The sequence below is a fragment of the Streptomyces melanosporofaciens genome, assembly GCF_900105695.1.
Classification (GTDB): domain Bacteria; phylum Actinomycetota; class Actinomycetes; order Streptomycetales; family Streptomycetaceae; genus Streptomyces; species Streptomyces antimycoticus.
The window spans coordinates 6,588,801-6,615,605 of the sequence record NZ_FNST01000002.1 but is presented as its reverse complement, the minus strand read 5'-3'; the positions used below and the strand labels follow the sequence as shown (position 1 = coordinate 6,615,605).

Here is a 26,805-nt window from a genome sequence, read left to right as displayed (position 1 = left end):
CCCGGACACGGTGCCGGGCCCGCCGGTGCGGGCCGCGATGCCGCGGCGTCCGCACCGGCGAGCCCATGGAGAGCGGAAGCCGAAGGAAACGGCCTCAGGGCTTGCGGGCCACCGCTCCGTACATGGCGATGTCCTCGTCCTTGATGGTTTCGGTGGAGGTGCCGTCCGGGCGCCACTTGTGGACCTGGGTGAGGCCGGGCTCGACCAGGTCGAGGCCGTCGAAGAACCGCTCGGCCTCGGCCTCGGTGCGCAGCCGCATGGGCATATCGCGGGCCGCGTACTCGCGGGCGACCCGGGCCACCTCGTCCGGTGCGAAGTCGGCGGTGCCGATGGACATCGCCAGATAGCTTCCGGAGGGCAACGGCTCCAGGAGGCGGTTGACGATTCCATACGCGTCGTCCTTGTCCAGGACGAAGTGCACGATGGCGATGACCGTCAGGGCGACCGGGCGGCCGAGGTCGAGGGTCTCGCGGAGCTCGGGGGCGTCCAGGATGGAGGCGGGCTCGCACATGTCCGCCTCGACATAGGCGGTCCTGCCCTCGGGTGTGCTGGCCAGCAGCCCCTGGGAGAGGGTGAGGACGATGGGGTCGTTGTCCACGTAGACGACCCGGGAGTCCGGGGCGACCGCCTGGGCGATCTCATGGAGGTTGGGCGAGGTCGGGATGCCGGTCCCGATGTCGAGGAACTGCCGGATCCCCGCCTCTTCGGCCAGATAGCGCACGGCCCGGTTCATGAAGTCGCGGTTGGCCCGCATATGGATCGGGAGGGCGGGCCACTCCCGGGACATGGCGATGCCCGCTTCCTTGTCAGCCGGGTAGTAGTCCTTACCGCCGAGGATGTAGTCGTAGATACGTGCCGAATGCGCGCTCTCGGTGTCGATGCGGTCGGCCGACCATCCGTTGTCGCTCAAGGCGTCCCCTCCCAGTGGATCGTCAGTTCGCTGTCGGTGTGGCCCCCCGTCCGTGCGGGGCCGGGCCGGCCTCGCACGGACGGGGAAGGTTGCGGTGCCGTGGCGCTAGCAGAGGAAGTCGGCGTCGCCCGCCTTCACCCCTGCCAGAAACCGGGTCATCTCGTTCGTGGTGAAAACCAGCGCCGGGCCGTCGGGGTCGGTCGACTGACGCAGCGCCACCCGCCCGTCGTGCAGCTTCTTGGCTTCGACGCAGGCGCCTCCGGCGTCGTCGCTCCACGGCTTGGACCAGCCCCTGGTGCCGAGATCATGGGAGGGCATGCCGCTGCGTATGTGGTGGTGCACTTCAGAGCTCCTTGCGAATGGCGCCGAGCACGGACTCGGTTCTCCTGGCGGGCACCGACTGGGCGCCCATCCGGTCCAGGACCTCGCGATACACCACCACGTCTTCCTCTTTGTCCAGATACACCGCGCCGACCAGGCCGCTGAGGTAGACGATGTCGGGCAACTCCGCGGCCCTGAACCGGAAGACATGGAACGCACCGGCCCGCATGGCCGGATGCGGACCGCTTCCGAACGGCATGATCTGCACGGTCACATGAGGGAGGGCGCTGATCTCGATCAGGTGGTCGATCTGGGCGCGCATCACGGCCGGGCCGCCGACCGGCCACCTCAGCACGGTTTCGTCCATCACGACCCACAGCCGGGGAGGGGATTCCCGGGACAGCAGTTCCTGGCGCTGCATGCGCAGGGCGACCCGGCGCTCGGTGGCCTCCGCCGGAGCGTGCGGGTTACCGGCGCTGAGCAGCGCGCGGGCGTAGTCCTCGGTCTGCAGCAGCCCGTGGACGAACTGCGCCTCGTAGGCGCGGATCTGCAGCGCCGCCTGCTCCAGGTTCAGATACGCGGCGAACCAGTCCGGCATCACATCGCGGTAGGTGTGCCACCAGCCGCGCTTGTTGGCCTCGCGGACCGACTTCAAGAAGGTGTCAATCTCATGCCGGTCGGTGACGCCGTACGTCTGGAGCAGCTTCTCCACGTCCGCGAGCCTGAGCCGCGCCACCTTGGCGGCTTCCATCCTGCGGATCGTGGAGTGGCTGACCCCGATCGCCGCGCCCGCCTGGTCGTAGGTGAGGCCGGCGCGTGTCCGCAGCTCCTCCAGCTGCCTGCCGAGGATCATGCGGAGGACAGAGGGCGCACCGCCCCATGCGGTTTCCGCGGTCAACGCTCTACCTCCCCACACCGGGCTTTACGGCTGCAGTCTGCCACGGTCGCCGGAGCGGACGAGCGGAACCTCCGATGGCAACTTGCAATTTCCAATTTACCGCTTGCAACTCGTTCGTTGCACCTGTCACAGTGGTCACACCGTCCGATCACGGTGGGAACGCTTGCGTGGGTACGTCCGTAGGCACTGCGCAGTGCGGGAACGGCACGGTCCATGACGCGCAGGCAGACGAAAGGCGGCCGCTCGTGGCTCCCCTCGCCCTTCCCCTGACTCCCCTTCGGACGTCCCGGGAGCGGGACACACATCCGGCAGTCGCCTTACGGCTGCCGGCCATCGTCTCCTCGGTGAGCACGGTGCGCACGGCCGTGCGCGAGCGGCTGCTCGCCTGGGGCATGAGCGCCCATGTGCGCGACGACGCCCTCCTCGTGGTCTCCGAGCTGGTCACCAACGTGATCACACATACGCTCAGCGATCATGTGGAGTGCAGGCTGAGCATCGGTGCGGGCCATCTGCGCATCGAGGTCGAGGAAGAGATCCGGGCCCACACCCTCCCCGCCCCGCGCACCCCCGACCCCGATGAGCACGGCGGACGAGGGCTGCTGCTGGTCGGCGCGGTGAGCAGTGCCTGGGGCGTCCGGGACGCCCCGCACGGGCCGGGGCGGATCATCTGGGCCGAGCTGCCGGCGCGCACGGAAGAGTGTCACTGACCGATGGACCGACAGTTTGTCGCCCCCGAGGCGCCATCACTCAACGCGCCGAACCGCTGGCGAGGCCACAGCGGCCGGCTGCGCCTACCGGACGGACTGCCCGCCAGGCTGGGTTACGACGCGGTGGGGATGCCCGCGGACATCGGCCGGCGGGTCATGAAGTGCCTGCCGCGCATCGGCTGTGTCTTCGCCGACGATCAGCGATGGTGGTGGATCGTGCCGTCCGGATCGCATATCGACGTCGCCTGGCCGTCGTTCACCAGCTATGCGGTCGGGGCCCATACGACCGACCTGAGCGCCTGCTCCCGCCTCCCCCGCCTGGTGCATCACCCCCAGGACGACTCGCCGTACACACCGCCGATCCCGCTGTACTTCATGACCTGCCATATCGCCGGTATCCGGCCCCATTGGTCACCGGAGGACGCCACCGGGCCGTCCCAAGCGGTGTGAGCCGGACCGTACCGCCCTCCGCACGCTGATGTTCCGCACGAGGCCCAGCAAGGCCGACAACGTTGTCCCAGCTATGGACAAACACCGGTTGTGAATGCTCTGGTATTCGTGCAGCAAGTGTTCCCTGTGGAAGAGTTCCGCCGCCCACCGGGCGGCGGCGCCAACCGGACCATGGAGCAGCAGCGTGCTGAAACACTTGTTCCTCCACTTCCCCTCCCTTCTCCGTCCAAGACGGACCTGGCGGCGGCGCGTTGCCGCCACCGTGGCCCCCGCGCTGGCCGCCACCGCCCTGCTCGTCTCCGGTGCCGGCCCCTCCCACGCCGCCCCGGCCTGGGACCCCAAGCCCTCCCCGATGACGACCCCATGGACGAACCAGGTCCCGGTCGACCACCCGCTGCCGGAATATCCGCGCCCGCAGCTCACCCGGCCCGACTGGACGGATCTCAACGGCATTTGGGACTTCGCGGTCACCTCCCGCGACGCCGGGCAGCCGTCGACCTTCGGCGAGCAGATCCGGGTGCCGTTCGTGCCCGAGTCCGCGCTCTCCGGCGTCCAGCGCAAGATCACCCAGAATGACAAGCTCTGGTACAAGCGCACCTTCACGGTGCCGTCCGGCTGGAGCGGCCGCCACATCCAGCTCAACTTCGGCGCGTCCGACTGGGAAACCACGGTCTGGGTCAACGGCCGGCAGGCCGGCGCCCCCCACCGCGGCGGCTACGACGCCTTCTCGTACGACATCACGCCCCTGCTGAACGGCGGCACCAACACCATCGTCATCTCCGTCCACGACCCGACGGAGACCGGTGGCCAGGCCATCGGCAAGCAGCGCATCCAGGACGTCACCCCGCACCCCGGCAGGAGCATCGTCTACACCGCCTCGTCCGGGATCTGGCAGACCGTCTGGCTGGAGCCCACCGCCACCGCGCACATCACCCGCCTGGACATGGTCCCGCGCCTGGAGGACAACACCCTGCGGGTCACCGTGCGCGGCGCCGGAGGAGCGGACGGCACGAGCGTCAAGGTCACCGTCTCCGCCGACGGCACCACCGTCGGCAGCGCCACCGGCACGGTGGGCACCGAAATCTCCGTGCCGGTGCCGGGCACCCACCTGTGGACGCCGGAGGATCCCTTCCTCTACGACGTCACGGCCGAACTGACCGGCACCGCAGCCGACAAGGTCGGCTCCTACACGGGCATGCGGTCGATCGCGGTGAAGGACGTGGGCGGGGTCCGGCGGCCGGTGCTCAACGGCAAGTTCGTCTTCCAGACCGGCACCCTGGACCAGGGCTACTGGCCGGACGGCATCTACACCGCGCCCACCGACGAGGCCCTCAAGTACGACCTGCAGAAACACAAGGACCTGGGCTTCAACATGGTCCGCAAGCACATCAAGGTCGAGCCGCAGCGGTGGTTCTACTGGGCGGACCGGCTCGGGCTGCTGGTGTGGCAGGACATGCCCTCGATGGACAGCGGCAAGACCCCGGACACCGCCGCCCGCACCCAGTGGGAGAGCGAATACCGCGCCATCATCGACCAGCACCGCAGCTCGCCCTCGCTCATCCAGTGGGTGGACCAGAACGAGGGCTGGGGCCAGTACGACCAGGCCCGCATCGCGGACATGGTCAAGGCGTACGACCCCTCCCGCCTGGTCGACAACATGAGCGGCGTCAACTGCTGCGCCGCCAAGGACGGCGGCAACGGCGACGTCATCGACAACCACAACTACGTCGGGCCCGGCAACACCCCGACCGAGCCGGTGCGCGCCTCGGTGCTCGGCGAGTACGGCGGCCTCGGCTACCGGGTGCCCGGCCATGAGTGGTATCCGGGCGGCGGGTTCAGCTACGAGGACCAGCCCACCACGACCGCGCTCAACAACCGGCTCGTCGGCCTGCTCGACGGGATGCGGGAGAACACCATGCCCGCGGGCGGCCTGTCGGCCTCCGTCTACACCCAGATCACCGACGTCGAGAACGAAGCCAACGGGCTCATGTCCTACGACCGCCAGGTGGTCAAGGTCGACCAGGCCCGAGTCCGGGCCGCCAACCAGGCCCTCATCGCGGCCTCCCGGTCACTGGGCGCGACGGTGAAACTGCCGGTCGGGCAGAACGTGTCGCTCCGGGTCACCACCCCCGGCTACACCGACCGCTACATCCGCCACTACGACGGGCTGGGCTTCACCGAGGTGGTCAACGCCGCCAGCGGCGACCTGCTGAAACAGGACGCCACCTGGACGGTCAGGCAGGGGCTGGCGAACAAGCTCTGCTACTCCTTCGAGTCCCGCAACTACCCGGGCGAATACCTGCGCCACCGCGAATTCCGCGTCCGACGCGAGGCGAGCGACGGCTCCACCCTGTCCAAGGAGGACGCGACCTGGTGCCCGGTCCAGGGCAGCGGAGGCGTCCGGATGTCGGCCGCGGGCTTCCCCGGCCAGTATCTGCGGCATATCAACGCCGAGCTGTGGCTGGCCCAGTCGGGCTCCACCCACACCTGGGACAACCCGGCGAGCTTCACCGAGGACACCACCTGGGCGATCGAGCCACCCTGGGCTCCCTGAACCACCGCCGCGGGCCCGCGCCGACGGGCCCGCCCCCGGCGGCCGCCGCTTTCCACGGGCGGCCGCCGCCTCTCTCCTCCCCCACGCTCATGCGCACGGCCCCCTACGGAAAGGCGGGTACGTCATGTCAGCGCGGCTCCACCGGGTCCTTCGCGGACTCCTGACCCTGGCCATCGCCCTGGCCGGACTGGTCCTCCTCCCCACGCCGTCCCGTGCCGCGACCCCCCCCGTCTGCGCACTGGCATGCGACACCCTCGACCCCTCGAAGGCGCAGCGCGACACCTTCCCCGTACCGCAGGTGAACCTGGGCGGCCGGATCCTGAAGCTGCATCTGTCCGACCCCGACAGCATGGCCTGGGCCAGCATCGACAACGGTGTGAGCGGCGACTCGGTCTGGCTCGACCGCTCCTGGGACCGGGGGAAGTCCTGGGAGGGCCTGCTCGGCAAGGCGAGCATCCCCGGCACCTGGACCGGCACCCGCACCCTGATGTACAACCTCACCGACCCGGTGGGACACCGGCGCGGCTGGATCCGCGCCTGCGGTGACGCCGCCGGTGTCACCTGCACCGACTGGGCCTACCCCACGGTGTGCGACGGCACCTCCTGCGACGGCGCCGACCCCGCCACCGCGGCGGGCGACGACCGCCCGGTGCCGAACACCACCCTCTTCGGGCGCACCATCAGCCTCCATGTCGACCAGAAGAACGCGATGGCGTGGGGCGTCATCGAAAGCGGCGGCGCGGGCGACGAGATCTGGCTCGACCGCTCCTGGGACAACGGAGCCACCTGGCCCGAGGGCTCCTCCCTCGGCCGTACGAGCGTGGCCCCGGGCAGGACCTCGACGCGCACGGCCATGTTCGCCACCCGGGATCCGCGCGGGCTGATGTTCGGCGGCGCGGTCCGGGCCTGCGGCCGGGAGGCCGCCCACCAGGAGGGCGCCTGCACGGCCTGGGTGCGGCCCGCGCCGAGCCGGGCACGCGCCGCCGCGGACGCGCTGATGGCGTCATACCAGACGTACGAGGGCTGGTGGCGCAGCAGTTGGTGGAACTCGGCCGTCGCGGTCACCTCGCTCATCGACTTCGCCCAGCGCACCGGGCGAAGCGACTACGACTGGGTCATCGCCCGCACCTTCGAGCAGAACCGCGGCACCTTCCCGGCCGGGGTGCGCAGCTCCGACGCGGTGGAGGGCCATTTCATCAGCCGCGCCATCGACGACGCGGCGTGGTGGGGAGTGGCCTGGCTGGCCGCGTACGACCACACCCATGAGCGGCGCTACCTGGACGAGGCGGTCACCATCGCCGCTTACGTCCACCAGTACTGGGACACCGGCAGCTGCGGCGGCGGTGTGTGGTGGGACCGGGAGCGCACCTACAAGAACGCGGTGACCAACGGGCTGTACCTGTGGCTCACCACCTCACTGCACCAGCGGATCTCCGGCGACACCGTATGGGGCGACCGGGCGGCCACGGCCGCCACCTGGTACCAGCGCAGCGGGTTGATCAACGGCGCGGGCCTGGTCAACGACGGGCTGACCGGCGACTGCCGCAACAACGGCCAGACCGTGTGGAGTTACAACCAGGGCCTGGCCATCGGCGCCTTCACCGAGCTGTGGCGATCCACCGGCAACGGCCAGTACCTGGACACCGCCCGCCGCCTCGCCGATGCCGCGATCACCTCGACGGCGCTGACCCGCGACGGTGTGCTCACCGAGTCCTGCGACACCGGCACCGGCGCGTGCGACGACAACCAGAAGCAGTTCAAGGGCATCTTCATGCGCCACCTCGCCGACCTCGCGGACGCCACCGGATCGGCCACCTACCGGGCGTACATCACCCAGCAGGCCGACTCGATCTGGACCACCGACCGCGACCCCCTCAACCGGCTCGGCCAGCGCTGGGCGGGCACCACCCCGAACCAGGTGGACTGGCGCACCCAGGCCAGCGCACTCGGCGCGCTGACGGCCGCGGACGGCCTGTGACCCGCCTCCCCGACACGGGGACGGCCACTGTGCCCGGACCCCACCAGTGGTACGCACATCGACGCCAGGAGGCGCCCATGCACCCCCGCACGACCCGCTGCCACGCGGCACTGCTCACCGCCCTGCTGGCCATCCTGTGGGGCCTGCTCTCCGCCCCACCCGCCGCCACCGCGGCCCCGTCCGCCGCCGAGGGGACACCGCGCACCGCCGCCGCGGGCACGTTCCGCAACCCCCTCAACACGGGCCCCGACCCGTATCTGACCGTCTGGAACGGGAACTACTACCTGACCACCACGCAGGGCGACAGCATCCGGATGTGGCGCTCCTCCTCGCTCGGCACCCTGCTCGAAGCCGACCCCATCACCGTGTGGACGGACACCGATCCCTCCCGCAACCAGCACATCTGGGCACCGGAGTTCTACCGCTTCGGCGACCGCTGGTACCTCTACTACACCGCCGACGACGGGGTCGACGACCACCACAGGCTCTATGTGCTGGAGTCGGACCGCGACGACCCGGCCGGCCCCTACCACTTCAAGTCCAAGCTGACGCCACCCAACCACGCCTCCGACTTCGCCATCGACCCCGGCATCCTCCAGCACAACGGACGCCTCTACCTCGCCTACTCCGGCATCAACCAATACCAGCACAACGGCATCAACATCGCCCCCATGTCCAACCCCTACACCGTCTCCGGCAACGCCGTCGCCCTGAACCCGGCAGGTGGCTGCCCCGAGGTGCGCGAAGGCGCCGAGTTCCTCTACCGCAACGGCCGCACCTGGATGACGTACTCCACCTGCGACACCGGCAAACCGGACTACCAGGTGTGGATGATGTCCCTGCCGTCCGGCGCCGACCCGCTCGTGCCCGGCAACTGGATCCAGCACTCCGGTGCGCGGTTCGCCCGCGCCGACGACCACGGCGTCTACGGCCCCGGCCACCACGCCTTCTTCCGCTCCCCCGACGGCACAGAGGACTGGATCGTCTACCACGCCAAGTCCACGTCGGTGAACACCTACAGCGACCGCACCACCCGGGCCCAGAAGATCACCTGGAACGCCGACGGCAGCCCCGACCTGGGCCGCCCGCTCGCCGCCGGCGCCACCCAGGACCTGCCGTCCGGCGATCCGGGAGCGGGCACGTACTGGATCAACGACGACGGCCGGTCCAGCGGCGACGGAAGCGCCACGTTCACCGGCTCCTGGAACTCGGGGACCGGCTGCGCCACCCAGTGCTTCTGGGGCGATGACCACTGGAGCGACCAGGCGGGCAACACCGCCACCTTCTCCTTCACCGGCACCCGGATCGCCCTGCTCTCGGTCCGCGACACCGGCAACGGCATCGCCGCCCTCAGCGTCGACGGCGGCCCCGAGCAACGCCTGGACTTCTACGGCGCGATCCGCACCGGCGAGACCCTCCAGTACCTCAGCCCACGGCTCCCCTACGGCCGGCACACCCTGCGCATCCGTGTGACCGGCGAACACAACGCCCAGTCGGGGGCCTCGTTCGTGAGCGTGGACCGTGCGGAGGTGTACACCCGCTAGCCCCGGCTAGGGCGTCTGCGCCGCGTCGGCCGCCGGGACGAGCAGACCGTGCAGGGCATACTCCACCAGCTTGCGCACCTCCTCGGGGGCCAGCGATTCATGCCCGGCCATCAGGCGGAACGCCAGCGCGCCCAGCAGCACGTCCGTGGCCGTCGCGGCGTCCACGCCCCGCCTGGTCAGCCCCGCCTCGGCGGCCCGGTCCCAGTACGGCTCCAGGGCCGCCCTGCGGGGCGCCAGGAAGAACTCATGGAAGTACGGCGCCGCCTGCGGCTCGGTCGCGCAGGCGGCCAGCAACTGCCCGAAGACGCCACCTTCCGGGCTGGTGTAGTAGGTCAGCAGGTCGGTCGCGAAGGTGACGAGATCCTCGACGGGGCGGCCGGTGTCCGGGAAGACCACCGCCTCGGCCGCATCGCGACCGAACGCCTCCGCCATGATCGCCGCCTTGCAGGGCCAGTGCTTGTAGATGGTCGCCGTGCTCACACCCGACCGGCCCGCGACGCGGTCGATGGTGACCCCGGCCGTGCCCACCTCGCGCATGAGCGCGCTGGTGGCGGCCAGCACCGCGTCATGCGCCCGGATGCTGCGCGGGCGCCGGGGACGGTCCTGCGTGCGGCGCGCACCGGGTACATCGGCCGTGGTGTCCACAGGTGGCCTCCCTCTGCGCTTGCTTGCCCCGAAACTGAAGTGATGCTTCACTTTAGTTTCTGGAGACCGGCGGCGCAAACCCGACCACCGGAAATTCCCGTGAACCATGACAAATGAACCGTCAGGACATCGGCCATGCTCTATGAACTCGCCACCCTCTCCCTCAAGCTGCGCACGGTCCCGAAGGCACTGTCCGCGCTGGAGACCTACACCACGAGCGACGCCACCGGCGGCCGGCTGCTCGGCTGCTGGGAGCCCGAACACGGCGTCATCGTGGGGCAGTTGCTCCTGCTGCGCGGCTTCGAGAACGCCGAGGAACTCACCGAGGAGCGCACCCGCCTGCTCACCAGCGCCGACCCGTTCGGCATCGGTGAGCACCTCACCGGCTTCCAGGTGGAGAGCTACGCCCCGTTCCCCTTCCTGCCACCGGTCGAGCCGGGCCACTACGGCTCGGTGTACGAGTTCCGCACCTACCACCTCAAGGTCGGCGGCCTGATGCCCACGATGGCCGGCTGGGAGGCCGCGGTGCCGGAGCGCACCCGGCTCCACCCGCTGACGACCGCCATGTACGGCCTGGACGGCGTCCCCCGTATCACCCACATCTGGCCCTTCCCCGACCTCAACGCCCGGCTGGACATCCGCCGCGAGTCCTACGAACGGGGCATCTGGCCCCCCGAGAACGGCCCGGAGAACATCGCCCACGCCACCTCCACGATCGCCCTGCCCACCCCCATCTCCCCACTGGCCTGACCCCGTGGGCGGTCGCCGGGAGTAGCCGCCGGAGCGGGGCAGACATGACGTCCGGCGCAATCCCTCCGGGGCATCGCTTACCGTGGCGCAGGTGGATCTCAACTTGCTCGTGGCGCTCGACGCGCTGCTGGAGGAGAACAGCGTGACCGCCGCGGCGGACCGGCTGCACCTCTCGCCACCCGCCATGAGCCGGACGCTGGCCCGGATCCGCCGCGCGACCGGCGACGACATCCTGGTGCGCGCCGGCCGCGCCATGGTCCCGACCCCACGCGCCCTCGAACTGCGCGAGGAGACCCGCGAACTGGTCCGGCGGGCCACCGCCGTGCTCACTCCCGTACGCCGACTCGACCTGGCCCGCCTGAACCGGCACTTCACGGTGCGAGGTCATGACGCGCTGCTGGCGGCCCTCGCCGCCCCGCTGATCGCCAGGATCGGCGCCACGGCCCCGAACATCCACCTGAGCCTGCTCGCCGAATCCTCCGCCGACCAGCCGGATCTCACCCGGGGCCAGGTCGACCTGGAGATCGGGGCGAACGAGCCGGGGCGCCCGGAGATCTCCTCCGAGGTGGTGGGCAGCGACCGGATGGTCCTGGTCCTGCGGCGGGAGCATCCGCTCGCCAAGGGAAGGGTCGATGTCGACAAGCTCCTGCGCATGGCCTTCGTGACCGTCTCGCGCCGGGGCCGTCTGCACGACGCCGTCGATGACGCCCTTGCCGAACGCGGCCTGCGGAGGCGGGTGATCGCGTCCCTGCCGACGAGCACGGCGGCGCTGGACGTGGTCTCCCGCTCGGACGCCGTCGCCGTCGTCGCCGAGCGGGTCTGCCGCCCCGCCTCGACGCGGCTCGGCCTGGTCACCCGACGGCTCCCGCTGGAGCTGCCCCCGACCCAGGTGGTCGTCACCTGGCATCACCGGCACGACAGCGATCCCGCGCACGCGTGGCTGCGCGACCAGGTGCGGGAGGTGCTCGGCGAGGCGACCGACGGCACCGCGGAGGGCCGCCCCGCGACCGGGCCCGGCGGCCCACGCGAATCCGCATAGCCCCGGGGCCCGGTGCGAGAGTGCACGCTTGGTGCGACCGCGGATGGTCAGTCGCTTGGCACACTATTCTGCTTCAGGGTCTTGAACCTTCAGCTGCCGAGGGTGGCGCGCAGCCCGGGCTGCAGCCGTTCGGCGTGTGCGCGCACCATGTCGTCGCACAGCTCCCAGATCTGCTCGACGCGCAGGGCGGCGGCGGTCGCCGGGTCGGTCATGGCCGCGTGCCGGATGTGGCGCGGCTCGTCCTCCAGGGCGGCCCGCACCACGAGGTCGTTCATGCTGAGGTAGGTGCGGTTGAGCGCGGCGAGCTGCGGGGGCAGCGCTCCGGCGCGGGTCGGCTGGACACCGGACCGGTCGACCAGGCACGGCACTTCGACCACGCCATGGGCCGGGAGGTTCTCGATGAGGCCGTGGTTGGGCATGTTGCCGTAGACGGTCCTGGGGGTGCCGGTCACCATGGAGTGGATGATCTGCGGCGCGTACTCCATGGTCCCCTCGACGTCGATGCAGGCACCGGCCGCGAGGTCGTCGCGGGTCCGCTCGTAGGCGGCGACGTTCTCGTCCACGATGCCGAGATAGGCCCCGATGGGCAGCCGCAGCCGCTCGATCTCGCTGTCGTGGTGCAGATACCAGGGCACGTACTCGGAGGAGTGCTCGCTGGTCTCGGTCGGGTAGTGGCCGAGCCGCCGGTACATGTCGACGCGGACCCGGCGCCGGAGCTGCTCGTTCTCGGCGATCAGCGCGTCCAGCCGGGGGTACAGGTCGGTGCCGTCGTGCTCGAAACGGAGCACCCACGCCTGGTGGTTGACCCCGGCGGCGCGGTAGGTGACCTCGTCGAAGGGGACCTTCAGCAGGGCGCACAAATCGTGCATGGTCCAGTACACCGAGTGGCACAGGCCGACCACCCGGGTCAGACCGGTCGCCGCGGTGAGGTACTGCACGTTCATGGCCATCGGGTTGGTGTAGTTGAGCAGCCATGCCCCGGGGCATACGACGGCGATGTCCTCGCCCAGCGCCTTGAGGAACGGGAAGGTGCGCAGCGCGCGGAAGATGCCGCCGACGCCGAGGGTGTCGCCGATGGTCTGCCGTACGCCGTGGCGCGCGGGGATCTCGAAGTCGGTGCGGGTGGCCTCGCCCATGCCGATCTGGACGAGGTTGATGACGAAGTCGGCGCCGTCGAGTGCCGCGCGCCGGTCGGCGTGTGCGGTGATGTGCGCGTCGGCGCCCCGCCGCTCGGCGATGTACCGGGCGGCGGCCTCGGCGGTGCCCAGGCGTTCCGCGTCGATGTCGTGCAGGGCGATCCGGGCGGTCTTCAGCTCCGGGAAGGCGAAGAGGTCCGCCAGCAGGCCCTGGGTGAAGACGACGCTTCCGGCGCCGATCAGCACGATTTTGGGGTTGGTCATGACGGGCTGTCTCCGTTGACGGTGAGGTGGGTGAGGGCTTCTTCCCAGGTGGGCTGGGCGGTGGTGCCGCCCGCGGCGCGGGTCGACAGCGCACCGCAGGCGGCGGCGAGGTCGAGCGCCTCGGCGATGGGCCGGCCCGCGAGCCGTCCGGCGAGGAAGCCGGCGTTGAAACTGTCGCCCGCGCCCACGGCGTCCTGGGGTGTCACGCGGATGCCGGCGGTGGTGAGCAGGGTCCGGCCGTCGTGGCACAGGGCGCCGTCGGCCCCGTTCTTGACGGCCACCAGCGGCACCTGGTGGGCGAGGAGTTCGGCGGCGGCCGCGACGGATGTGCCGTCGGTGCCGGCCAGCCGGTGCGCCTCGGCGGCGTTGGGCAGCAGGATGTCGGTCCGGGCGAGGACGGGCGCCGACGCCGCGCGGTCCCATCGGCCCGAGGGGTCGTCGTTGGTGTCGAGCGAGGTGGTGACGCCCGCCGCGTGGGCGGTGTCGAAGAGGCCCGGCAGATCGGCGGCCAGCCCCGGCATCAGGAAGTAGGACGCGGCGTGGACGTGCCGGGCCGAGGTCAGCAGGTGCTCGGGCACATCGCGCCCCGAGGTCGCGGCGAGGGTGCCCGGCGCGGTGAGGATGGCCCGGTCCTCCCCGCGGGTCACGATGACCGTGAGCGGTGTCGGCAGGCTCGGGTCCAGGTGCAGCCCGCTGATGTCGACGCCTCGTGCCGCGAGTTGGTCGCGCATGTAGTGTCCGGCGCCGTCGTCCCCGACGCGTCCGGCGAAGGCCACGCGCAGCCCCAGCCGGGCGGCGCCGCAGGCGGTGATCGCGGCGGATCCGCCGGGGGTGAGCGCGCCGCTGTCGATGAGCTGTTCGCGCTGGCCGAAGGCGAGTGGGGTGGCGAGCGGTCCGACGATGACGTCCGGGTTGGCGTCCCCGATGACGAGCAGGTCGAAGGTGGGCGGCATACGGCTTCCTGACGAGTGGTGAGGGAGGGGCGGTGCGGGGCCTTGGGTCAGCCCTTGAGACCGGTGGAGGTGATGGACCGGACGAAGGTCTTCTGGGCCGCGAGGAAGGCGAGCAGCACCGGCAGGACGGTGATGACGTTTCCCGCCATCACGGCCGACCACTGGGTGTGGTGCTGGCCCCGGAAGGTGGTCAGGCCCAGTTGGAGGGTGTAGTTGGCGTCGTGGTTCAGGGCGATGAGGGGCCACGACAGGTCGTTCCAGGTGGTGAGGAAGGTGAGGACGGCCACCGTGCTCAGCGCGGGCCGGGACAGCGGGACCACGATCTGGAAGAGCACCCGCAGCCGCGAACACCCGTCGATCCAGGCGGCCTCCTCCAGCTCTCTTGGCAGGGAGAGGAAGAACTGCCGCAGCAGGAACACCGCGAACGGCGTCACCAGCGACGGCACGATCAGGGCCCCGAGGGTGTCGACGAGTCCCAGTTTCCGCATGACCAGGAAGGTCGGGATCATCGTCAGCTGGAACGGGATGGCCATGGTCGCCAGCATCAGGACCAGCAGCACCCGGGACCCGCCGAACCGCATCCGGGCGAAGGCGTATCCGCCCAGCGTCCCCAGCAGCAGGTTCGAGAAGACCGCGACGGCCGAGACGATCAGGGAGTTGGCGAACCAGCGCGGGAACATCGCGTTGCCGAGGACGAATCGGTAGCCGCCCAGGTGGATCCCGGAGGGCCAGAGCGCCGGCGGGAACCGGTTGATCTCCGCGTCGCTCATCACCGAGCTGAGCCCCAGCCAGATCAGCGGCACGGCGAAGAGCAGCGCCAGGGGTGCGAGCAGCAGATGCCACGGGCTGAACGGCAGCCGGAACCGGCGCCGTGGGCGGGCCACGGGCTCCCCGGTGCTCCGGCCGACCGGCCGGAGCCGGTCGGTGGCTCTCCCGGGGAGGTGGGACAGGTCCGTCATGACGTGGCTCCCTCGATGCGGCGGTCGTCGCGGCGCCGGACCAGCCGCAGCCCGGCGGCGACCACGAGCAGGGCGACGCCGAGGACGTAGGCCGCCGCTGCCCCGTATCCGGCGGTGAAGTTCCGGAACGCCTGCTCCCAGACGAAGTAGACGATCACGGTGGTGGATCCGAGCGGACCGCCCTTCGTCGTCACGTACACCAGGTCGAAGACCTGCAGCGCGCTGATCGTCTGCCACAGCAGCAGGAACACGCTGACCGGCGCGATGGTGGGCAGGGTGACATGGCGCAGCACATGGCGGCGTTCCGCGCCGTCCAGGGTGGCGGCCTCGATGAGTTCACGGGGTACGTCCTGGAGGGCGGCGAGGTAGATCACGACGCAGAAGCCGGTGCCGCTCCACAGGGAGATGGCCACCAGGACCAGCAGGGCCTGGGCCGGATCGGACAGGAATCCCTGGGGGGAGATCCCGAGCCGGTGCAGCAGCGCGTTGGCCGCGCCGAACTCCGGGTCGAGGATGAAGGAGAACAGGACGCCCTGGGCGGCGGCCGAGACCACGAACGGCACGAAGAGCAGGGTGCGGTACAGACCGGAGAACCGGATGCGGCGGTTGAGGACCAGCGCGAGCGCCAGCCCCAGGCCGATGCTCAGCGGCACATACAGCGCCGTGTACACCAGGGTGTTGCGCACGGCCTGGGCGAACTGCGGATCGTCGGCGAGCTGGCGGTAGTTGTCCCAGCCCACCCAGACGCTCGGGGTGAGGAGGTCGCTGTACTGGAACGACAGCAGCAGCGACCACAGGACGGGGACGACGCTCAGGCCCAGGATGACCAGGACGGAGGGGAGGACGAACGCCCAGGCCGTCGCGGCCTCCCGGCGGCCTCTGCGGCGTGCGGACCCGGCCGGTGTGCGCGGCGCCGGGCGGGTGATGGGGGTGGGCAGACGGGACATGTGGAGCTCCTCAACGCACCTTGGCCATGGCGGCGTTGGCTTCGTCCGCGCATCGCCGCAGCGCCTTCGCCGGTGTGCTCTTCCCGAGCAGGACGGCGGTGATGGCCTCGCCGAACGGCATGGAGATCTTGGGGTAGGCCCGGTCGACGGGCCGTACCCGCGCGGTCTGAAGCACCTCGGTGAACACCGAGAGACCGGGCACCTCGGCCGCGTGCTTCCGCCACTTCGGACGGCGCTCGGCGGGCCGACTCTGCGGCAGGCTGCCCGCCTCGGAGTCCCACAGATAGGCCTGGTCGGGTTCCATGAGCCAGCCGATGAAGGTACGGGCGGCCTTCAGCCGCGCGGAGCCGTTGTCGAACACGCTCCAGGTGTCGGGGCCGGAGATCGTCACCGACCGGCCGTGGAAGCCGGGCAGCGGGACGACGCGATAGTCGATCTTCGCCTGGCGGATGTCGGGCAGCTGCCAGGGACCGGTCCCGACCATGCCCAGTCGGCCGGTGGAGAACGCCTGGTACATCTGCTCGCCGCCGGGCTTGGGGTCGACGTAGACGCTGCGGTCCCGGGCGAGCGCGGCGAGCACATCGAGGGAGCGGACACCGGGTTCGCCCGCGAATCCGATCTCCCGCTTGCCCTGGGCGATGACCTCACCGCCCAGGTCCCAGATCATGGGCCACAGCCGCCACACCGTGTCCTCGTCGCCCGCGCCGGGCCAGCCGGTGCCGAACGTGCCCTTGCCGCGGTCGGTCAGCTTCCGGGCCATTGCGATGAAGTCCTGCCAGGTCCAGCCCGGTGCGGGCAGATCCAGCCGGGCCTCGCGGAAGAGCTTCTTGTTGCACACCACGGCGAGCGAGTCCAGCACCGCGGGCACCGCACGGACCACACCGTCGACCATGACGCCCTCCCGGGCGGCCGGCCAGTACTGGTTCCAGGGCACCGGCTGGGATTCCACGACCGATGTCATGTCGGCGAGCTGGGGACTTCTGGCGACACTCGCCAGGTCGGAGCCGAAGATGTAAGCGACGTCGGGTGGCGACTGGGCGACGAGACCGGCCATCACCTTCTGCAGCATGTCGTCCGCCAGCACCCCGCCGCCGATGTCGACCCGGATGCCGGGGTGGCTTCGGTGGAAGGTGGCCACGAGCCGTTTGAACGCCTTCAGCGAGGGACCGTTCTGCCCGTGCCACACCTCGATGTGGACCCTTCCGTCGGAGTCCACGCCCAGGCCGGTCCCGCATCCCGCCACCGCCGTACCCGCTGCCGCGGTGAGGGCCAGCGCGCCGCCACCGCGCAGGATGCCACGGCGCGAGGGCCCGCCCCGGCCACTGCGGACCGCGTTCATGTCTGCCTCCAGATGTTCGGTGGATATGTGGCCGCCGCGGTCCGCGGCGGCCACACCGTCCCCGGCCAGGACTACGGGCAGGTCTTGCGGACGTAGCCGTCCTCGCCCTTGGGCAGCACATCGAGGTCGCGCTGGACGACGCTCACCCGGTCGCCGTACTCGCAGGCGTTCTTCATCCCGGCGTCCGTGTACTCGATGAAGATGGCGTTGTCCCCGAACTCCGCCAGGTAGTCGGCGCACTCGTTGTACTCGGGGTTGCCGCACTCCTCGGCGATGGCGAAGTCGAGGCCGTTGGCCGCGTGGTTCTTGGCCAGTTCCACGGTGTTCTTCTGACCGACCGCCAGGCCCTTGCCGTGGCCGTAGGCGGACAGCATCCGGATGTAGGTCTGGGCGTGCTCCTCGGTGATCCGGCCCTCGACGACATCACGGGTGAAGGTGTCGAAGTTGTCCAGCTCGAGCGCGTTGAAGCCCTTGGTGGCGCATTCGTCGATCTGGGCGTCGATCTTCTCCGCGATGCCCTCGCGCTTCTTCTGGGTGGTGATGTCGAGGATCGCCTCGTCCCAGTCCGTGTCGATGATGACGTCACCGTCGTCGTTCTTGAGCAGCAGGTCGGACGGCCAGTCCGCGGGGCCGCCGGGCTGGCCGATCTTCTGCGTCTGGAAGGCGTTGACGTAACAGATGTTGTACAGACCGGGTGCCGGGGAGGCGCTGTGGTCACGGCTGACGACCTGCACTCCGGACGGCGGGGTGTACGCCCCGCCGATCTGGTAGTCGAAGCCGGCGTGGACCGGCGGAAGGGCGGCCGAGGTGGCCGAGGCGGGGGCGGGGCGAGAACGCCGGCCGCGGCGGCCGCGGCGCATGCCACGGCGGCGCCCACAGTGGTACGGATGCGCGAACGGTTCAGGCTCATCGCTGAGAGCTCCATGATCCGTGGGCACGGCCCCGCCTCGGTCGCAGACAGCGACCTGGCGACTCGGGCCGGACTCGCGGCGGGGCCGCATACCGGCTGGGCGTACCTCTGTCGCCGAGCATTCGACATCGGCGTGCCAGGGAGTAAACCGATCAAACCGAGCCACGTCAAGAGCGTGAAACTGCTCAATGTCGGCTCGGAACACGCACAAGCAATCAGCTCGGAGAGGCTCTGCGGCGGACATTACGCACAGATGCGGGCATGTCGATGCGCGGGAACCCGTCGGTCCCCGCGCGCCGAAGACACTAGATCCGCCGGAGCCCCACCAGCACTCTCTCCATCAGGGCGCGGTCCGGCGCGGCGCCCTCCTCGGAGGCCGTCCGGTGGACGACGATCAGCCCGTGTTCGGCCATGTCGCCGAGCAGGACCTTGGCCACCCCCAGCGGCACCAGGAGCATGGCCGCCACCTCGGCCACCGACCTCGGCTCCTGACACAGCGCGATCACCGGGCGGTGGTCGGCCTGCACGACGTCGGCGGAGCGGTGACCCAGCTCGGTGGTGGTCACCAGGGTCTCGACCTCGAAGTGATGGTGGGACCTGGTCCGGCCGCGCGTCCATGAGTAGGCGCGCACGAGCGCGGCCGGGCCCTGGCTCTCGTCGTGCTCGGACTCCCAGACGGCCGGCCCCTCGGCCTCCGACGACGCCCGCGGGAAGGCTCCCCCGGGTTCCTCGGGACGGCCGTCCCCGCCCTCACGGCGGGGCGGGGCCTCCGGCGTGCCGTCGGACCGAGGTGCCTTCCGCCCGCGTCGCCCCTTGCCGAAGCTGAAGGCGTTGAGCACGTCGGCGAAGGTCTGTTCGTCCTCCGCCCCCTGTTCTCTCCCAGGTCCCTGCCCGGAAGGGCCTTCACCGGTGCTCATCATCTCCCCGTCCGGCCTATTGGGCTGATGTCCGCTTCACGCCCTGCAGGTTGAGCTCCTGCAGCTCAGCGCGGAGCTCGGGGGTCAGCATCTCGCCGACCTGGTCGACCAGTACGGTCATCTCGTAGGCCACCTGACCGATCTCGCAGTCCGGCGCCGCCAGCACCACGAGGCATGAGCCGTCCTTGATCGACATCAGGAGCATGTTCCCGAGCTCCATCTGAATGACCGAGGACCGCACATCACCGGTCATCAGGCACTGCGCGGCGCCCTGGATCAGGCTGATGGCCCCCGCGGCAATGGTGGCGACCTGCTCGGCCCGCTCGGCCGCCAGCCCGTCCGACGCGGTGAGCAACAGTCCGTCGGCCGAGACCACCACGGCGTGCGCCACATTGGGCACACGCTCGGTGAAATTGGTGACCAGCCATCCGAACTGGCTCACCTCCCGCAGCTGGGGTGAGGTCATTGGTTCTTCCTGTCCATCTTCGCTGAGACCTTATGTCTCGTCGCGTCCGTCGGGCTGACCCCGGCGGATGCCCGACTGGTAATTGCTGAGGAACGTAAGGGTGCGGCCGGCGTTCCGCCGCGCGGATTCCTCGTCCCCGGCTCCACGCGGCTTGGGGCGCTCTTCGGTGGCGCGCGGCTTGGGCCGTTCCGTGCCCGGGCCCTGGCGCGGCACCCTCCGGGGCAGCCCGGCCTGCGTGGTTCCGCCCGCGTCCGCGGCGCCCGGCCGCTCGTGGACGATCTGGCCGGGGTCATCGACGGCAGCGGGCCGGCTCTCGCCGGGGGACGCGGGCGCGGCGGGGGCGGGCCGCCGGGGGAGCTCGGACGCCGGGAGGTCCGCCGGCTTCCGGCTCTCGGCCGTCTCCTCGGCCGGGGGCCCGCCGGGGCCGTGTCGGCCTCGGTCGACGCGAACCACGGCGAGGGGGCGTCGCCTTGGACGGCCGGACGCGAACGCCGCGATGGCAGCGGTGGCTGTCCCGGCGGCTGTACGGCACGGCGGTCGGCGGGGGCGTTGCCGTTCCCGTTGCCGGGCCCATTGCCGTTGCCGGAGAGGGCGGCGGCCTTCCCCGGCGCGTCCTCGCCGACCGGGGCGGGCCGGCCGGTCTTGGCGGGAGGTATTCGGCGCGGCAGTCCGCCGGGCTGCGAGGAATCCACGAACGCCCGCGAGCCGCTGGAGCGGGTCGGCAGGGAACGGCCCGTGTCCCCGGAGCCGGCCGGGGAATCCCCGGCGCGCAGCGAGCGGGCACCGTCGGTCGCGCGGCGCGGCAGAGGCGCCGTCGGGGCCGCGCCGGTCTCCCGGCGGGTGCCCACCGGCTCGGCCGTCTTGGAGGTCCGCCGGACGGGCAGGGAGCTCTCCCGGCCCGCGAGGGCGGGCTTGTCCCCGAGCATCAGCTTGGCCGGGACCAGCACACCCGCGCGCAGCCCACCGCCGGTGTCGCGCTCCGAGATCAGCTCCACGGTGACGCCGTGGCGACGGGCCAGGCGGCCGACGACGGTCAAGCCCATCTGCCGGGACGTAGGTACCTCCACGGATACGTCCCCCGCTACGCGCCGATGAGCCTTGGCCAATTCGGCCCCGCTCATCCCGAATCCCTCGTCGCGGACCTCGATCAGTGCGGAACCGTCCAGGCGCAGTGTATTGCTGACGACCACTTGGGTCTCCGGCGGGGAGAACGCGGTGGCGTTGTCCAGCAGCTCAGCGATCATTCGCGCCAGGTCACCGGCAGCGTACCCGATCACTTCGGCGGCGGGAACGGGCTCCACCACCACCCGCCGGTAGTGCTCGATCTCGGAGACCGAGGCCCGCAGCACATTGTCGAGCGGCACACGCTGCTCGGAGGGGCGGACCGGGGTGCTGCCGCACAGGACCATCAGGTTCTCGTTGTTGCGCCGCATCCGGGTCGCCAGGTGGTCCAGCTTGAAGAAGCTGGCGAGCTGGTCCGGGTCCTCTTCGTGCAGTTCGAGCTGTTCCATCAGCCGCAGCAGCCGGTCCACCAGGCTCTGGCTGCGCCGGGAGAGGTTGACCAGGGTGTCGCGCAGGTCGCCGCGGAGCGCGGCCTGTTCGGCGGCCAGCCGTACGGCCTGGCCGTGCACCGCGTCGAAGGCCCTCGCGAGCTGCCCGAACTCCTCGGTGGTGTGGACGGGCACGGCGCTGATCGAGGTGGTCGCCATCTCGCCCTCGCGGATGCTCGACACCGCTTCGGGCAGCCGGCGCTCGGCCACGTCGAGCGCGGTGGAGCGCAGCACGGTCAGCGACCGCAGCAGATGCCGGGCGATGGCGATACCGATGGCGAAGGCGAGCAGGAGCACGGCGAAGAGCAGCACGGACTCCGCACCGGCCCGGTCGCTCGTCTCGTCCTGCAGCTTGGCGGAGGTCACGCGGAGCCGGTCGGCAAGCCGCTTCTCCACGGTGTTGATGAGGGTTCCGGTCGCCTCCGAACTGCGGTTCCAGTCGCGGACGGAGAACGGCGCGGCGTCGGCGGCGTTCTGCCCGGCGCTCTGCGACCCCGTCTGGGACAGCACCCCGTCCAGCAGCCGGGTGCGCCGCTGGACCTCCGGGCCGGTGACCGTCCGCTGGTAGGCGCGCTGGTCCCCCTCGGTGGCCACGGCGCGGAAGTCGCTCAGCTTGTCCCGCATGCGGATGTCGGACTCCTGGAGCGCCCTGATGAGCTTGGGGTCCGCCAGCCTGCCGGGGTCGGGCGCGTCCATGACGATCACGTGCTGGAGGTGGACCTGTTCCCGGACCAGCTCCAGGTCGTACAGCGCGGTGGCCGGTCCGGAGAGCTGGGGGTCACCGAACCGGCTGCCCAGCGCCTGGTCCAGGTCGAGCAGACCGTTGATGATCTTGCTGTACTCGGTCACCGCGGTCCACGAGCCGATGTCCGTGGACGTCACCTGCTTGCGCAGCGCGGGCAGCCCGTCCAGCAGTTTGAACGCGTCGCGATAGCGGTTCGCCGATACCCCTTCGAGGCCCTGTGCCCGCTTGGTGGTGCGCGTGACGGCGGCCTGGGCGCGGTCGACGCGCTGGTTCTGCTGCCGGAGCATGGCCCGATCGGCGGACGCGTGGTCCCCTCTCAGCCGCTCGGCCGACATGGTCCGTTCCATCTGCAGATCGCTGATCAACGGCATCAGCCCGTCGCGCAGTCTGACCAGCCGCTGCACGTCCGCGTAGGTGTTCGCGCGCTCGACGTCGCGTTGGATCTGCACGACGCCCAAGGCGACGGCGAGGAGGGCGGGCACCACCAGAACGGCACCCAGCTTCACGGGCAGCCGCCAGTTGCGCCATTCCACGACGCCGGCCCACCACGACGGTGAGCGATCGCGCGCGGCCGCATGCCTGCCCGGGGTCATGAGGCGCGCTCCGCGCTCGGACCGGCTTGCCCACAGGGATGTATCACGATGCCGTTTCTCCTGGGATTTCCCCGGCTGGGGAAAGTCGAACGCCCGGCAGCGCGCCGGTACATCGCTTTCGGCGATGCGCCGGCGCGCCTGCCTTTACTCGAACAACTTGCTGCTCTTCTCGGCCAGTTGGTAAAGACCGTACAGAAACGGCACAGCCACCCACAGCCATGCCACGACCATGACCACGGGAGAACCCGTCTTGGCCACGCCCGGCGAAGGGCTGTCTGCGTCAGTCACCGGCTTACCGCCTCTCTGCCGGAAGGGGGTCGGGGGTTTCCTCCGGGGGCGCCGACTCCACCCGGGCCGCCGGCTCAGGTTCATGGAACTTCGGATTCACCGGACGCACCAGTTCGTTCGCGATGAAGCCGATGACAAGCAGCCCCATCATGAGAGTGAACGAAAAGGTGTAGAGGGCCGGGCCGGTGTCCCCGGACTCATGCGCGGAATCCGCGATGGAGTCCACGATGAGCGGTCCGGCGACTCCGGCGACCGACCACGCGGTCAGCAGCCGGCCGTGGATCGCGCCGACCTGGTAGGTGCCGAAGAGATCCTTGAGGTAGGCCGGAACGGTGGCGAAGCCACCGCCGTAGAACGACAGGATCACCATGGTCGAGGCGACGAACAGCGCGGTGCTGCTGTCCTTCTCGAGCATGATCGTGAGGTAGAGCAGGGCACCGGCGCCCAGGTACAGGCGGTAGATGTTCTTCCGGCCGACCAGGTCGGAGACCGAGGACCATACGAAGCGACCGGCCATGTTGGCCAGGGACAGCAGCGCGACGAAGCCGGTGGCGGCGCTCGCGCTCACCGGACTGTCCGTGTCCTGGAAGAAGTCCTGGATCATCGGGGCGGCCTTCTCCAGGATCCCGATACCAGCAGTAACGTTCATGCACAGCACCACCCAGAGCAGCCAGAACTGGGGCGTGCGCACCGCGTTCTTCGCCGAGACGTTCGCGGTGGTGACCAGCGGCTTGGCCGCGTCGTCGCTCGGCGTCCAGCCGGCCGGCCGCCAGCCCTCGGGCGGCACCCGCACCAGCACCACGCCCAGCGACATGAAGGCGGCGTAGGCCAAGCCGTGCACCAGGAACGTCTTCGCGATGCCGCTGGTGTCGCTGCCGAACGCCTTGAGCATCTCCGTCGACCAGGGGGAGGCGATCAGCGCGCCGCCGCCGAAACCCATGATCGCCGTACCGGTGGCCATTCCCGGCCGGTCCGGAAACCACTTCATCAAGGTGGACACCGGGGCGATGTAGCCGATGCCGAGCCCGACCCCGCCGATACCGCCGTACCCGAGAACGACCAGCCAGTAATTGCGCGTGGCGACGCCGAGGGCGGCGACCAGGAAGCCGGTGGAGAAGGCCACGAGCGCGACGAACATGGCCCAGCGCGGGCCTTTTCTCTCGACCAGCGTTCCCCGAACGCGGCAGAGAGCCCAAGTACCAGAATGCCGATCTGGAACGGGAGGGCGCTAGCCGTCCCGGAGATGTCTAGGGAATCTTCCAGAGGTATCTTAAAGACGCTCCAGGCGTACGCCTGGCCGATGGAGAAGTGGATCGCAAGCGCCGCCGGCGGAATCAGCCAACGATTCCACCCCGCCCCTGCGATGATGCGAGAGCGATCGAGGAAACCCACAGATCAACCTACCTCCGGCTTCTTGAGAGCACCCCCGCAGACTGCGATTTCGAACCTATCCAAACACCTCGGGGGAGGCAGTGGCGAGCGCGGGGCTGCCGTCATATGCCAGTGGCAGACTCACTGCACAGCGGCACGCTCACAGCACTCATGCTCACGCACGATGGGACGTTCTACCCGAGATGAGGTTCTACCAGTGGCGACACTTGGGACACAACGCCGGGTCCCGAAATGTCCTCAAGGCGCAACCCTGAGCGGCCACCGCCAACCTGACACCAAGTCAAAATGGACAACACGGGAAGGAGAGACAAAGTACTGGTTCAGCGACCACTCCTGCCATATTCGAGATGGCGCCGAAGCCCGCTGCATAGCGGGACACTCGCCCACCTGCACCGCCGGGAGCAGGGGGCGGCGTTGACTGTGTCCGGCGCCTCACTAGACTTGCGGCGCCAAGGGCCCGCCGGTCGCCCCTCACCATCTACCGCTCGAGCGCGGGCGCTCCGAACCGACGCCTCGTCAGAAACACCCCGGAGAAAACCATGAATAAATCGGTGCGACCGCCCGCTTCCTTGCCATCCGAGCGGGCCACCGGAACGGGGTTCGCCGATCGCGGCGACGACATCGGGGAGCCCGATTTCGAGGCGATTCAGCAGAGCCCGGAGTTCAAACTTCTCCGCAGGAGACTGCTCTGGTTCATCTTCCCGATGAGCGCCTTCTTCTTGTGCTGGTACATGACCTTCGTGCTCTTCTCGGCCTATGACCACGACTTCATGAGCCGCAAGCTGTTCGGCGCGGTCAACACCGGCACCGTCTTCGGCCTGCTGCAGTTCGTGACGACGATGGCGATCGTCCTGACGTACCGGCGCTTCGCGCGCAAGAAACTTGACCCGCAGGTGGACACGATCCACGAGCTGGCGGGAGTCGGCAAGGAATGACATTGCAGATCGCAGCCCGCACGACCGGCAGCCCGATAATCAACCTGAGCGTCTTCTTCGCTTTCGTCATCATCACGCTGTTCGTCGTCTACAAGGCCACCAACAGAAACTCGACGACCTCCGACTACTACGCCGCGGGCAGCGCCTTCACCGGTGTCCAGAACGGCATCGCCCTGTCCGGCGACTTCCTCTCCGCTGCCTCGTTCCTCGGCATCTCGGGGGCGATCGCCGTCCACGGCTACGACGGGTTCCTCTACTCCGTGGGGTGGCTCGTGGCGTGGCTGGTCGCCCTCCTGCTCGTCGGGGAGCGGCTGCGCAACACCGGGCGGTTCACGGTCGGCGATGTGATGGCCTACCGCATGAAGCAGCGCCCGGTGCGCGCGGCGGCGGCCAACTCCACCCTGGTGATCACGTTCTTCTACATGCTCGCCCAGATGGCGGGCGCGGGCGGTCTGATCGCCCTGCTGCTCAATGTGCACAGCAAGGGCGGGCAGGCCCTCATCATCACCGGCGTCGGCCTCGTCATGGTCTTCTACGTCCTGGTGGGCGGCATGAAGGGCACGACCTGGGTGCAGATCATCAAGGCGGGCCTGCTGCTGATCTGCGTGACCTTCATGAGCGTGTTCCTGCTCGGCAAGTTCGGGTTCAGCTTTTCGGCGATCCTCGACCAGGCGGCGCAGAACAGCCCGCTGGGCGGGGAGCTGCTCAACCCCGGTGGCTGGTACGGCGAGAACTCGATGACCAAGCTCGACTTCGTCTCGCTGTCCCTGTCGCTGGTCCTCGGCATCTCCAGCCTGCCGCACGTGCTGATGCGGTTCTACACCGTGCCCGACGCCAAGGAGGCCCGGCGTTCGGTGGTCTGGTGCTCCTGGTCGATGTTCATCTTCTATCTGTCGATCCTGATCGTCGGGTACGGCGCCACCGCGCTGGTCGGCTCGGACCGGATCGTCAACGCCCCGGGCGGCGAGAACTCCGCCGCTCCCCTGCTCGCCTTCGAGATCGGCGGCGCGATGCTGCTGGGCGTCGTCTCCGCGGTGGCCTTCGCGACGATCCTGGCGGTGGTGGCCGGGCTGACCCTGGCCGCCTCGGCCTCGTTCGCCCATGACGTGTACGCCAACGTGATCCGCAACGGCAAGGCCGACCCGCGCTCGGAGATCCGGGTCGCGCGGCTGACGGCGCTCGTGATCGGTTTCATGGCCATCCTCGGCGGCATCGTCACCAACGGCCAGAACGTGGCCTTCCTGGTGTCGTTGGCGCTGGCGCTCGCCGCGTCCGCCAATCTGCCGACGATCCTCTACACGCTGTTCTGGAAGCGGTTCAACACGACCGGGACGCTGTGGAGCATCTACGGCGGTCTGGGGTCCGGCCTGGTGCTCATCATCTTCTCACCGGCGATCTCGGGCAGCTCCACGTCCGTCATCAAGGGCATGGACTTCCACTGGTTCCCCCTCACCAACCCCGGCCTTGTGTCGATTCCGCTCTCCTTCCTCTGCGGATTCCTCGGCACGGTCTTCAGCAAGGAGTCCTCGGACTCCAAGAAGCAGGCGGAGATGGAAGTCCGGTCGCTGACCGGCATCGGCTCCAAGGCGTAGCCGGACCGCTCTGGGCGGCCCCG

General features: G+C 69.9%; 23 protein-coding genes and 1 pseudogene. 9 read left to right on the top strand and 15 right to left on the bottom strand.

The features are described 5' to 3' along the window. Positions 1–94: 94 nt before the first annotated feature. The 3 genes from BLV72_RS31445 to BLV72_RS31435 form a co-directional block, all read right to left on the bottom strand. On the bottom strand, positions 95–910 hold the full coding sequence (locus BLV72_RS31445) for an SAM-dependent methyltransferase (RefSeq protein ID WP_059143280.1): 816 nt from the start codon (positions 908–910) through the stop codon (positions 95–97). Between the two features lie 105 nt (positions 911–1,015). Continuing rightward, entirely contained in the window at positions 1,016–1,228 is a 213-nt protein-coding gene (locus BLV72_RS31440; protein WP_059143363.1) for a DUF397 domain-containing protein, read from the bottom strand. Between the two features lie 25 nt (positions 1,229–1,253). Next, positions 1,254–2,129, bottom strand: a complete 876-nt coding sequence (locus BLV72_RS31435; protein WP_093466492.1) for a helix-turn-helix domain-containing protein — start codon at positions 2,127–2,129, stop codon at positions 1,254–1,256. 266 nt (positions 2,130–2,395) lie between these two features. Between BLV72_RS31435 and BLV72_RS50265 the strand changes: the two genes are divergently transcribed. The 5 genes from BLV72_RS50265 to BLV72_RS31405 all read left to right on the top strand — a co-directional run bounded on the left by BLV72_RS50265 (position 2,396) and on the right by BLV72_RS31405 (position 9,362). Then, positions 2,396–2,836, top strand: a complete 441-nt coding sequence (locus BLV72_RS50265) for an ATP-binding protein (RefSeq protein ID WP_342030724.1) — start codon at positions 2,396–2,398, stop codon at positions 2,834–2,836. Between the two features lie 3 nt (positions 2,837–2,839). Then, a complete protein-coding gene (locus tag BLV72_RS31425; RefSeq protein WP_093466490.1) occupies positions 2,840–3,286 on the top strand; it encodes a hypothetical protein in 447 nt (148 codons plus the stop codon). Between the two features lie 262 nt (positions 3,287–3,548). Continuing rightward, positions 3,549–5,840, top strand: a complete 2,292-nt coding sequence (locus BLV72_RS31415; RefSeq protein WP_093466487.1) for an AbfB domain-containing protein — start codon at positions 3,549–3,551, stop codon at positions 5,838–5,840. Positions 5,841–5,964: 124 nt separating this feature from the next. Continuing rightward, complete coding sequence (locus BLV72_RS31410; RefSeq protein WP_093466486.1) at positions 5,965–7,818, top strand: glycoside hydrolase family 76 protein; 1,854 nt, start codon at positions 5,965–5,967, stop codon at positions 7,816–7,818. Between the two features lie 77 nt (positions 7,819–7,895). Continuing rightward, positions 7,896–9,362: a glycoside hydrolase family 43 protein gene (locus tag BLV72_RS31405; RefSeq protein ID WP_093466484.1), complete on the top strand. Its 1,467-nt coding sequence runs from the start codon at positions 7,896–7,898 to the stop codon at positions 9,360–9,362. A gap of 6 nt (positions 9,363–9,368) precedes the next feature. On the opposite strand, the gene BLV72_RS31400 is transcribed toward BLV72_RS31405, so the two are convergent. Continuing rightward, a complete protein-coding gene (locus BLV72_RS31400) occupies positions 9,369–10,007 on the bottom strand; it encodes a TetR/AcrR family transcriptional regulator (protein WP_167746429.1) in 639 nt (212 codons plus the stop codon). Between the two features lie 135 nt (positions 10,008–10,142). On the opposite strand from BLV72_RS31400, the gene BLV72_RS31395 reads away from it, so the two are divergent. Together BLV72_RS31395 and BLV72_RS31390 are read left to right on the top strand one after the other, a co-directional pair. Next, on the top strand, positions 10,143–10,757 hold the full coding sequence (locus tag BLV72_RS31395) for an NIPSNAP family protein (protein ID WP_093466481.1): 615 nt from the start codon (positions 10,143–10,145) through the stop codon (positions 10,755–10,757). Positions 10,758–10,848: 91 nt separating this feature from the next. Next, a complete protein-coding gene (locus BLV72_RS31390; RefSeq protein WP_093470657.1) occupies positions 10,849–11,796 on the top strand; it encodes a LysR family transcriptional regulator in 948 nt (315 codons plus the stop codon). A gap of 89 nt (positions 11,797–11,885) precedes the next feature. On the opposite strand, the gene melA is transcribed toward BLV72_RS31390, so the two are convergent. The 11 genes and pseudogenes from melA to BLV72_RS31340 form a co-directional block, all read right to left on the bottom strand. Then, positions 11,886–13,196, bottom strand: a complete 1,311-nt coding sequence (gene melA / locus BLV72_RS31385; RefSeq protein ID WP_093466479.1) for an alpha-glucosidase/alpha-galactosidase — start codon at positions 13,194–13,196, stop codon at positions 11,886–11,888. Next, positions 13,193–14,149: a carbohydrate kinase family protein gene (locus tag BLV72_RS31380; RefSeq protein ID WP_093466477.1), complete on the bottom strand. Its 957-nt coding sequence runs from the start codon at positions 14,147–14,149 to the stop codon at positions 13,193–13,195. Before BLV72_RS31380 ends, melA begins: the two co-directional genes overlap by 4 nt. 47 nt (positions 14,150–14,196) lie before the next feature. Further along, complete coding sequence (locus tag BLV72_RS31375) at positions 14,197–15,108, bottom strand: carbohydrate ABC transporter permease (protein WP_078639616.1); 912 nt, start codon at positions 15,106–15,108, stop codon at positions 14,197–14,199. After that, on the bottom strand, positions 15,105–16,055 hold the full coding sequence (locus BLV72_RS31370) for a carbohydrate ABC transporter permease (protein ID WP_093466475.1): 951 nt from the start codon (positions 16,053–16,055) through the stop codon (positions 15,105–15,107). Before BLV72_RS31370 ends, BLV72_RS31375 begins: the two co-directional genes overlap by 4 nt. Before the next feature lie 10 nt (positions 16,056–16,065). Further along, positions 16,066–17,394, bottom strand: a complete 1,329-nt coding sequence (locus tag BLV72_RS31365; protein ID WP_093470656.1) for an ABC transporter substrate-binding protein — start codon at positions 17,392–17,394, stop codon at positions 16,066–16,068. Between the two features lie 71 nt (positions 17,395–17,465). Beyond that, positions 17,466–18,254 carry an endo alpha-1,4 polygalactosaminidase gene (locus BLV72_RS31360; RefSeq protein WP_244321105.1) on the bottom strand — a complete coding sequence of 263 codons (789 nt, stop codon included), beginning with the start codon at positions 18,252–18,254 and terminating at the stop codon, positions 17,466–17,468. 355 nt (positions 18,255–18,609) lie between these two features. Further along, on the bottom strand, positions 18,610–19,221 hold the full coding sequence (locus tag BLV72_RS31355) for a DUF742 domain-containing protein (protein WP_244321104.1): 612 nt from the start codon (positions 19,219–19,221) through the stop codon (positions 18,610–18,612). Positions 19,222–19,237: 16 nt separating this feature from the next. Next, a complete protein-coding gene (locus BLV72_RS31350; RefSeq protein WP_059143295.1) occupies positions 19,238–19,687 on the bottom strand; it encodes a roadblock/LC7 domain-containing protein in 450 nt (149 codons plus the stop codon). Continuing rightward, positions 19,684–22,575, bottom strand: coding sequence for a sensor histidine kinase (locus tag BLV72_RS31345; RefSeq protein ID WP_093466472.1), 2,892 nt, complete (start codon positions 22,573–22,575; stop codon positions 19,684–19,686). The genes BLV72_RS31350 and BLV72_RS31345 overlap by 4 nt, the downstream gene beginning before the upstream one ends. Positions 22,576–22,719: 144 nt before the next feature. Beyond that, complete coding sequence (locus tag BLV72_RS52135) at positions 22,720–22,806, bottom strand: MFS transporter small subunit (RefSeq protein WP_413116947.1); 87 nt, start codon at positions 22,804–22,806, stop codon at positions 22,720–22,722. Positions 22,807–22,867: 61 nt separating this feature from the next. Further along, a pseudogene (locus tag BLV72_RS31340) lies at positions 22,868–24,255 on the bottom strand (L-lactate MFS transporter). A gap of 539 nt (positions 24,256–24,794) precedes the next feature. On the opposite strand from BLV72_RS31340, the gene BLV72_RS31335 reads away from it, so the two are divergent. Beyond that, complete coding sequence (locus BLV72_RS31335) at positions 24,795–25,190, top strand: DUF485 domain-containing protein (RefSeq protein WP_093466471.1); 396 nt, start codon at positions 24,795–24,797, stop codon at positions 25,188–25,190. Continuing rightward, positions 25,187–26,782, top strand: coding sequence for a solute symporter family protein (locus BLV72_RS31330; protein ID WP_093466469.1), 1,596 nt, complete (start codon positions 25,187–25,189; stop codon positions 26,780–26,782). Before BLV72_RS31335 ends, BLV72_RS31330 begins: the two co-directional genes overlap by 4 nt. Positions 26,783–26,805: the final 23 nt, after the last annotated feature.

Excerpts from the sequence above, each read along its gene's own strand:
- BLV72_RS31440 (WP_059143363.1), bottom strand. The coding sequence starts at position 1,228 with ATGCCCTCCCATGATCTCGGCACCAGGGGCTGGTCCAAGCCGTGGAGC.
- BLV72_RS31425 (WP_093466490.1), top strand. The coding sequence starts at position 2,840 with ATGGACCGACAGTTTGTCGCCCCCGAGGCGCCATCACTCAACGCGCCG.
- BLV72_RS31410 (WP_093466486.1), top strand. The coding sequence starts at position 5,965 with ATGTCAGCGCGGCTCCACCGGGTCCTTCGCGGACTCCTGACCCTGGCC.
- BLV72_RS31405 (WP_093466484.1), top strand. The coding sequence starts at position 7,896 with ATGCACCCCCGCACGACCCGCTGCCACGCGGCACTGCTCACCGCCCTG.
- BLV72_RS31395 (WP_093466481.1), top strand. The coding sequence starts at position 10,143 with ATGCTCTATGAACTCGCCACCCTCTCCCTCAAGCTGCGCACGGTCCCG.
- melA (WP_093466479.1), bottom strand. The coding sequence starts at position 13,196 with ATGACCAACCCCAAAATCGTGCTGATCGGCGCCGGAAGCGTCGTCTTC.
- BLV72_RS31380 (WP_093466477.1), bottom strand. The coding sequence starts at position 14,149 with ATGCCGCCCACCTTCGACCTGCTCGTCATCGGGGACGCCAACCCGGAC.
- BLV72_RS31375 (WP_078639616.1), bottom strand. The coding sequence starts at position 15,108 with ATGACGGACCTGTCCCACCTCCCCGGGAGAGCCACCGACCGGCTCCGG.
- BLV72_RS31370 (WP_093466475.1), bottom strand. The coding sequence starts at position 16,055 with ATGTCCCGTCTGCCCACCCCCATCACCCGCCCGGCGCCGCGCACACCG.
- BLV72_RS31365 (WP_093470656.1), bottom strand. The coding sequence starts at position 17,394 with ATGAACGCGGTCCGCAGTGGCCGGGGCGGGCCCTCGCGCCGTGGCATC.
- BLV72_RS31360 (WP_244321105.1), bottom strand. The coding sequence starts at position 18,254 with ATGCGCCGCGGCCGCCGCGGCCGGCGTTCTCGCCCCGCCCCCGCCTCG.
- BLV72_RS31355 (WP_244321104.1), bottom strand. The coding sequence starts at position 19,221 with ATGAGCACCGGTGAAGGCCCTTCCGGGCAGGGACCTGGGAGAGAACAG.
- BLV72_RS31350 (WP_059143295.1), bottom strand. The coding sequence starts at position 19,687 with ATGACCTCACCCCAGCTGCGGGAGGTGAGCCAGTTCGGATGGCTGGTC.
- BLV72_RS31345 (WP_093466472.1), bottom strand. The coding sequence starts at position 22,575 with ATGACCCCGGGCAGGCATGCGGCCGCGCGCGATCGCTCACCGTCGTGG.
- BLV72_RS52135 (WP_413116947.1), bottom strand. The coding sequence starts at position 22,806 with ATGGTCGTGGCATGGCTGTGGGTGGCTGTGCCGTTTCTGTACGGTCTT.
- BLV72_RS31335 (WP_093466471.1), top strand. The coding sequence starts at position 24,795 with ATGAATAAATCGGTGCGACCGCCCGCTTCCTTGCCATCCGAGCGGGCC.
- BLV72_RS31330 (WP_093466469.1), top strand. The coding sequence starts at position 25,187 with ATGACATTGCAGATCGCAGCCCGCACGACCGGCAGCCCGATAATCAAC.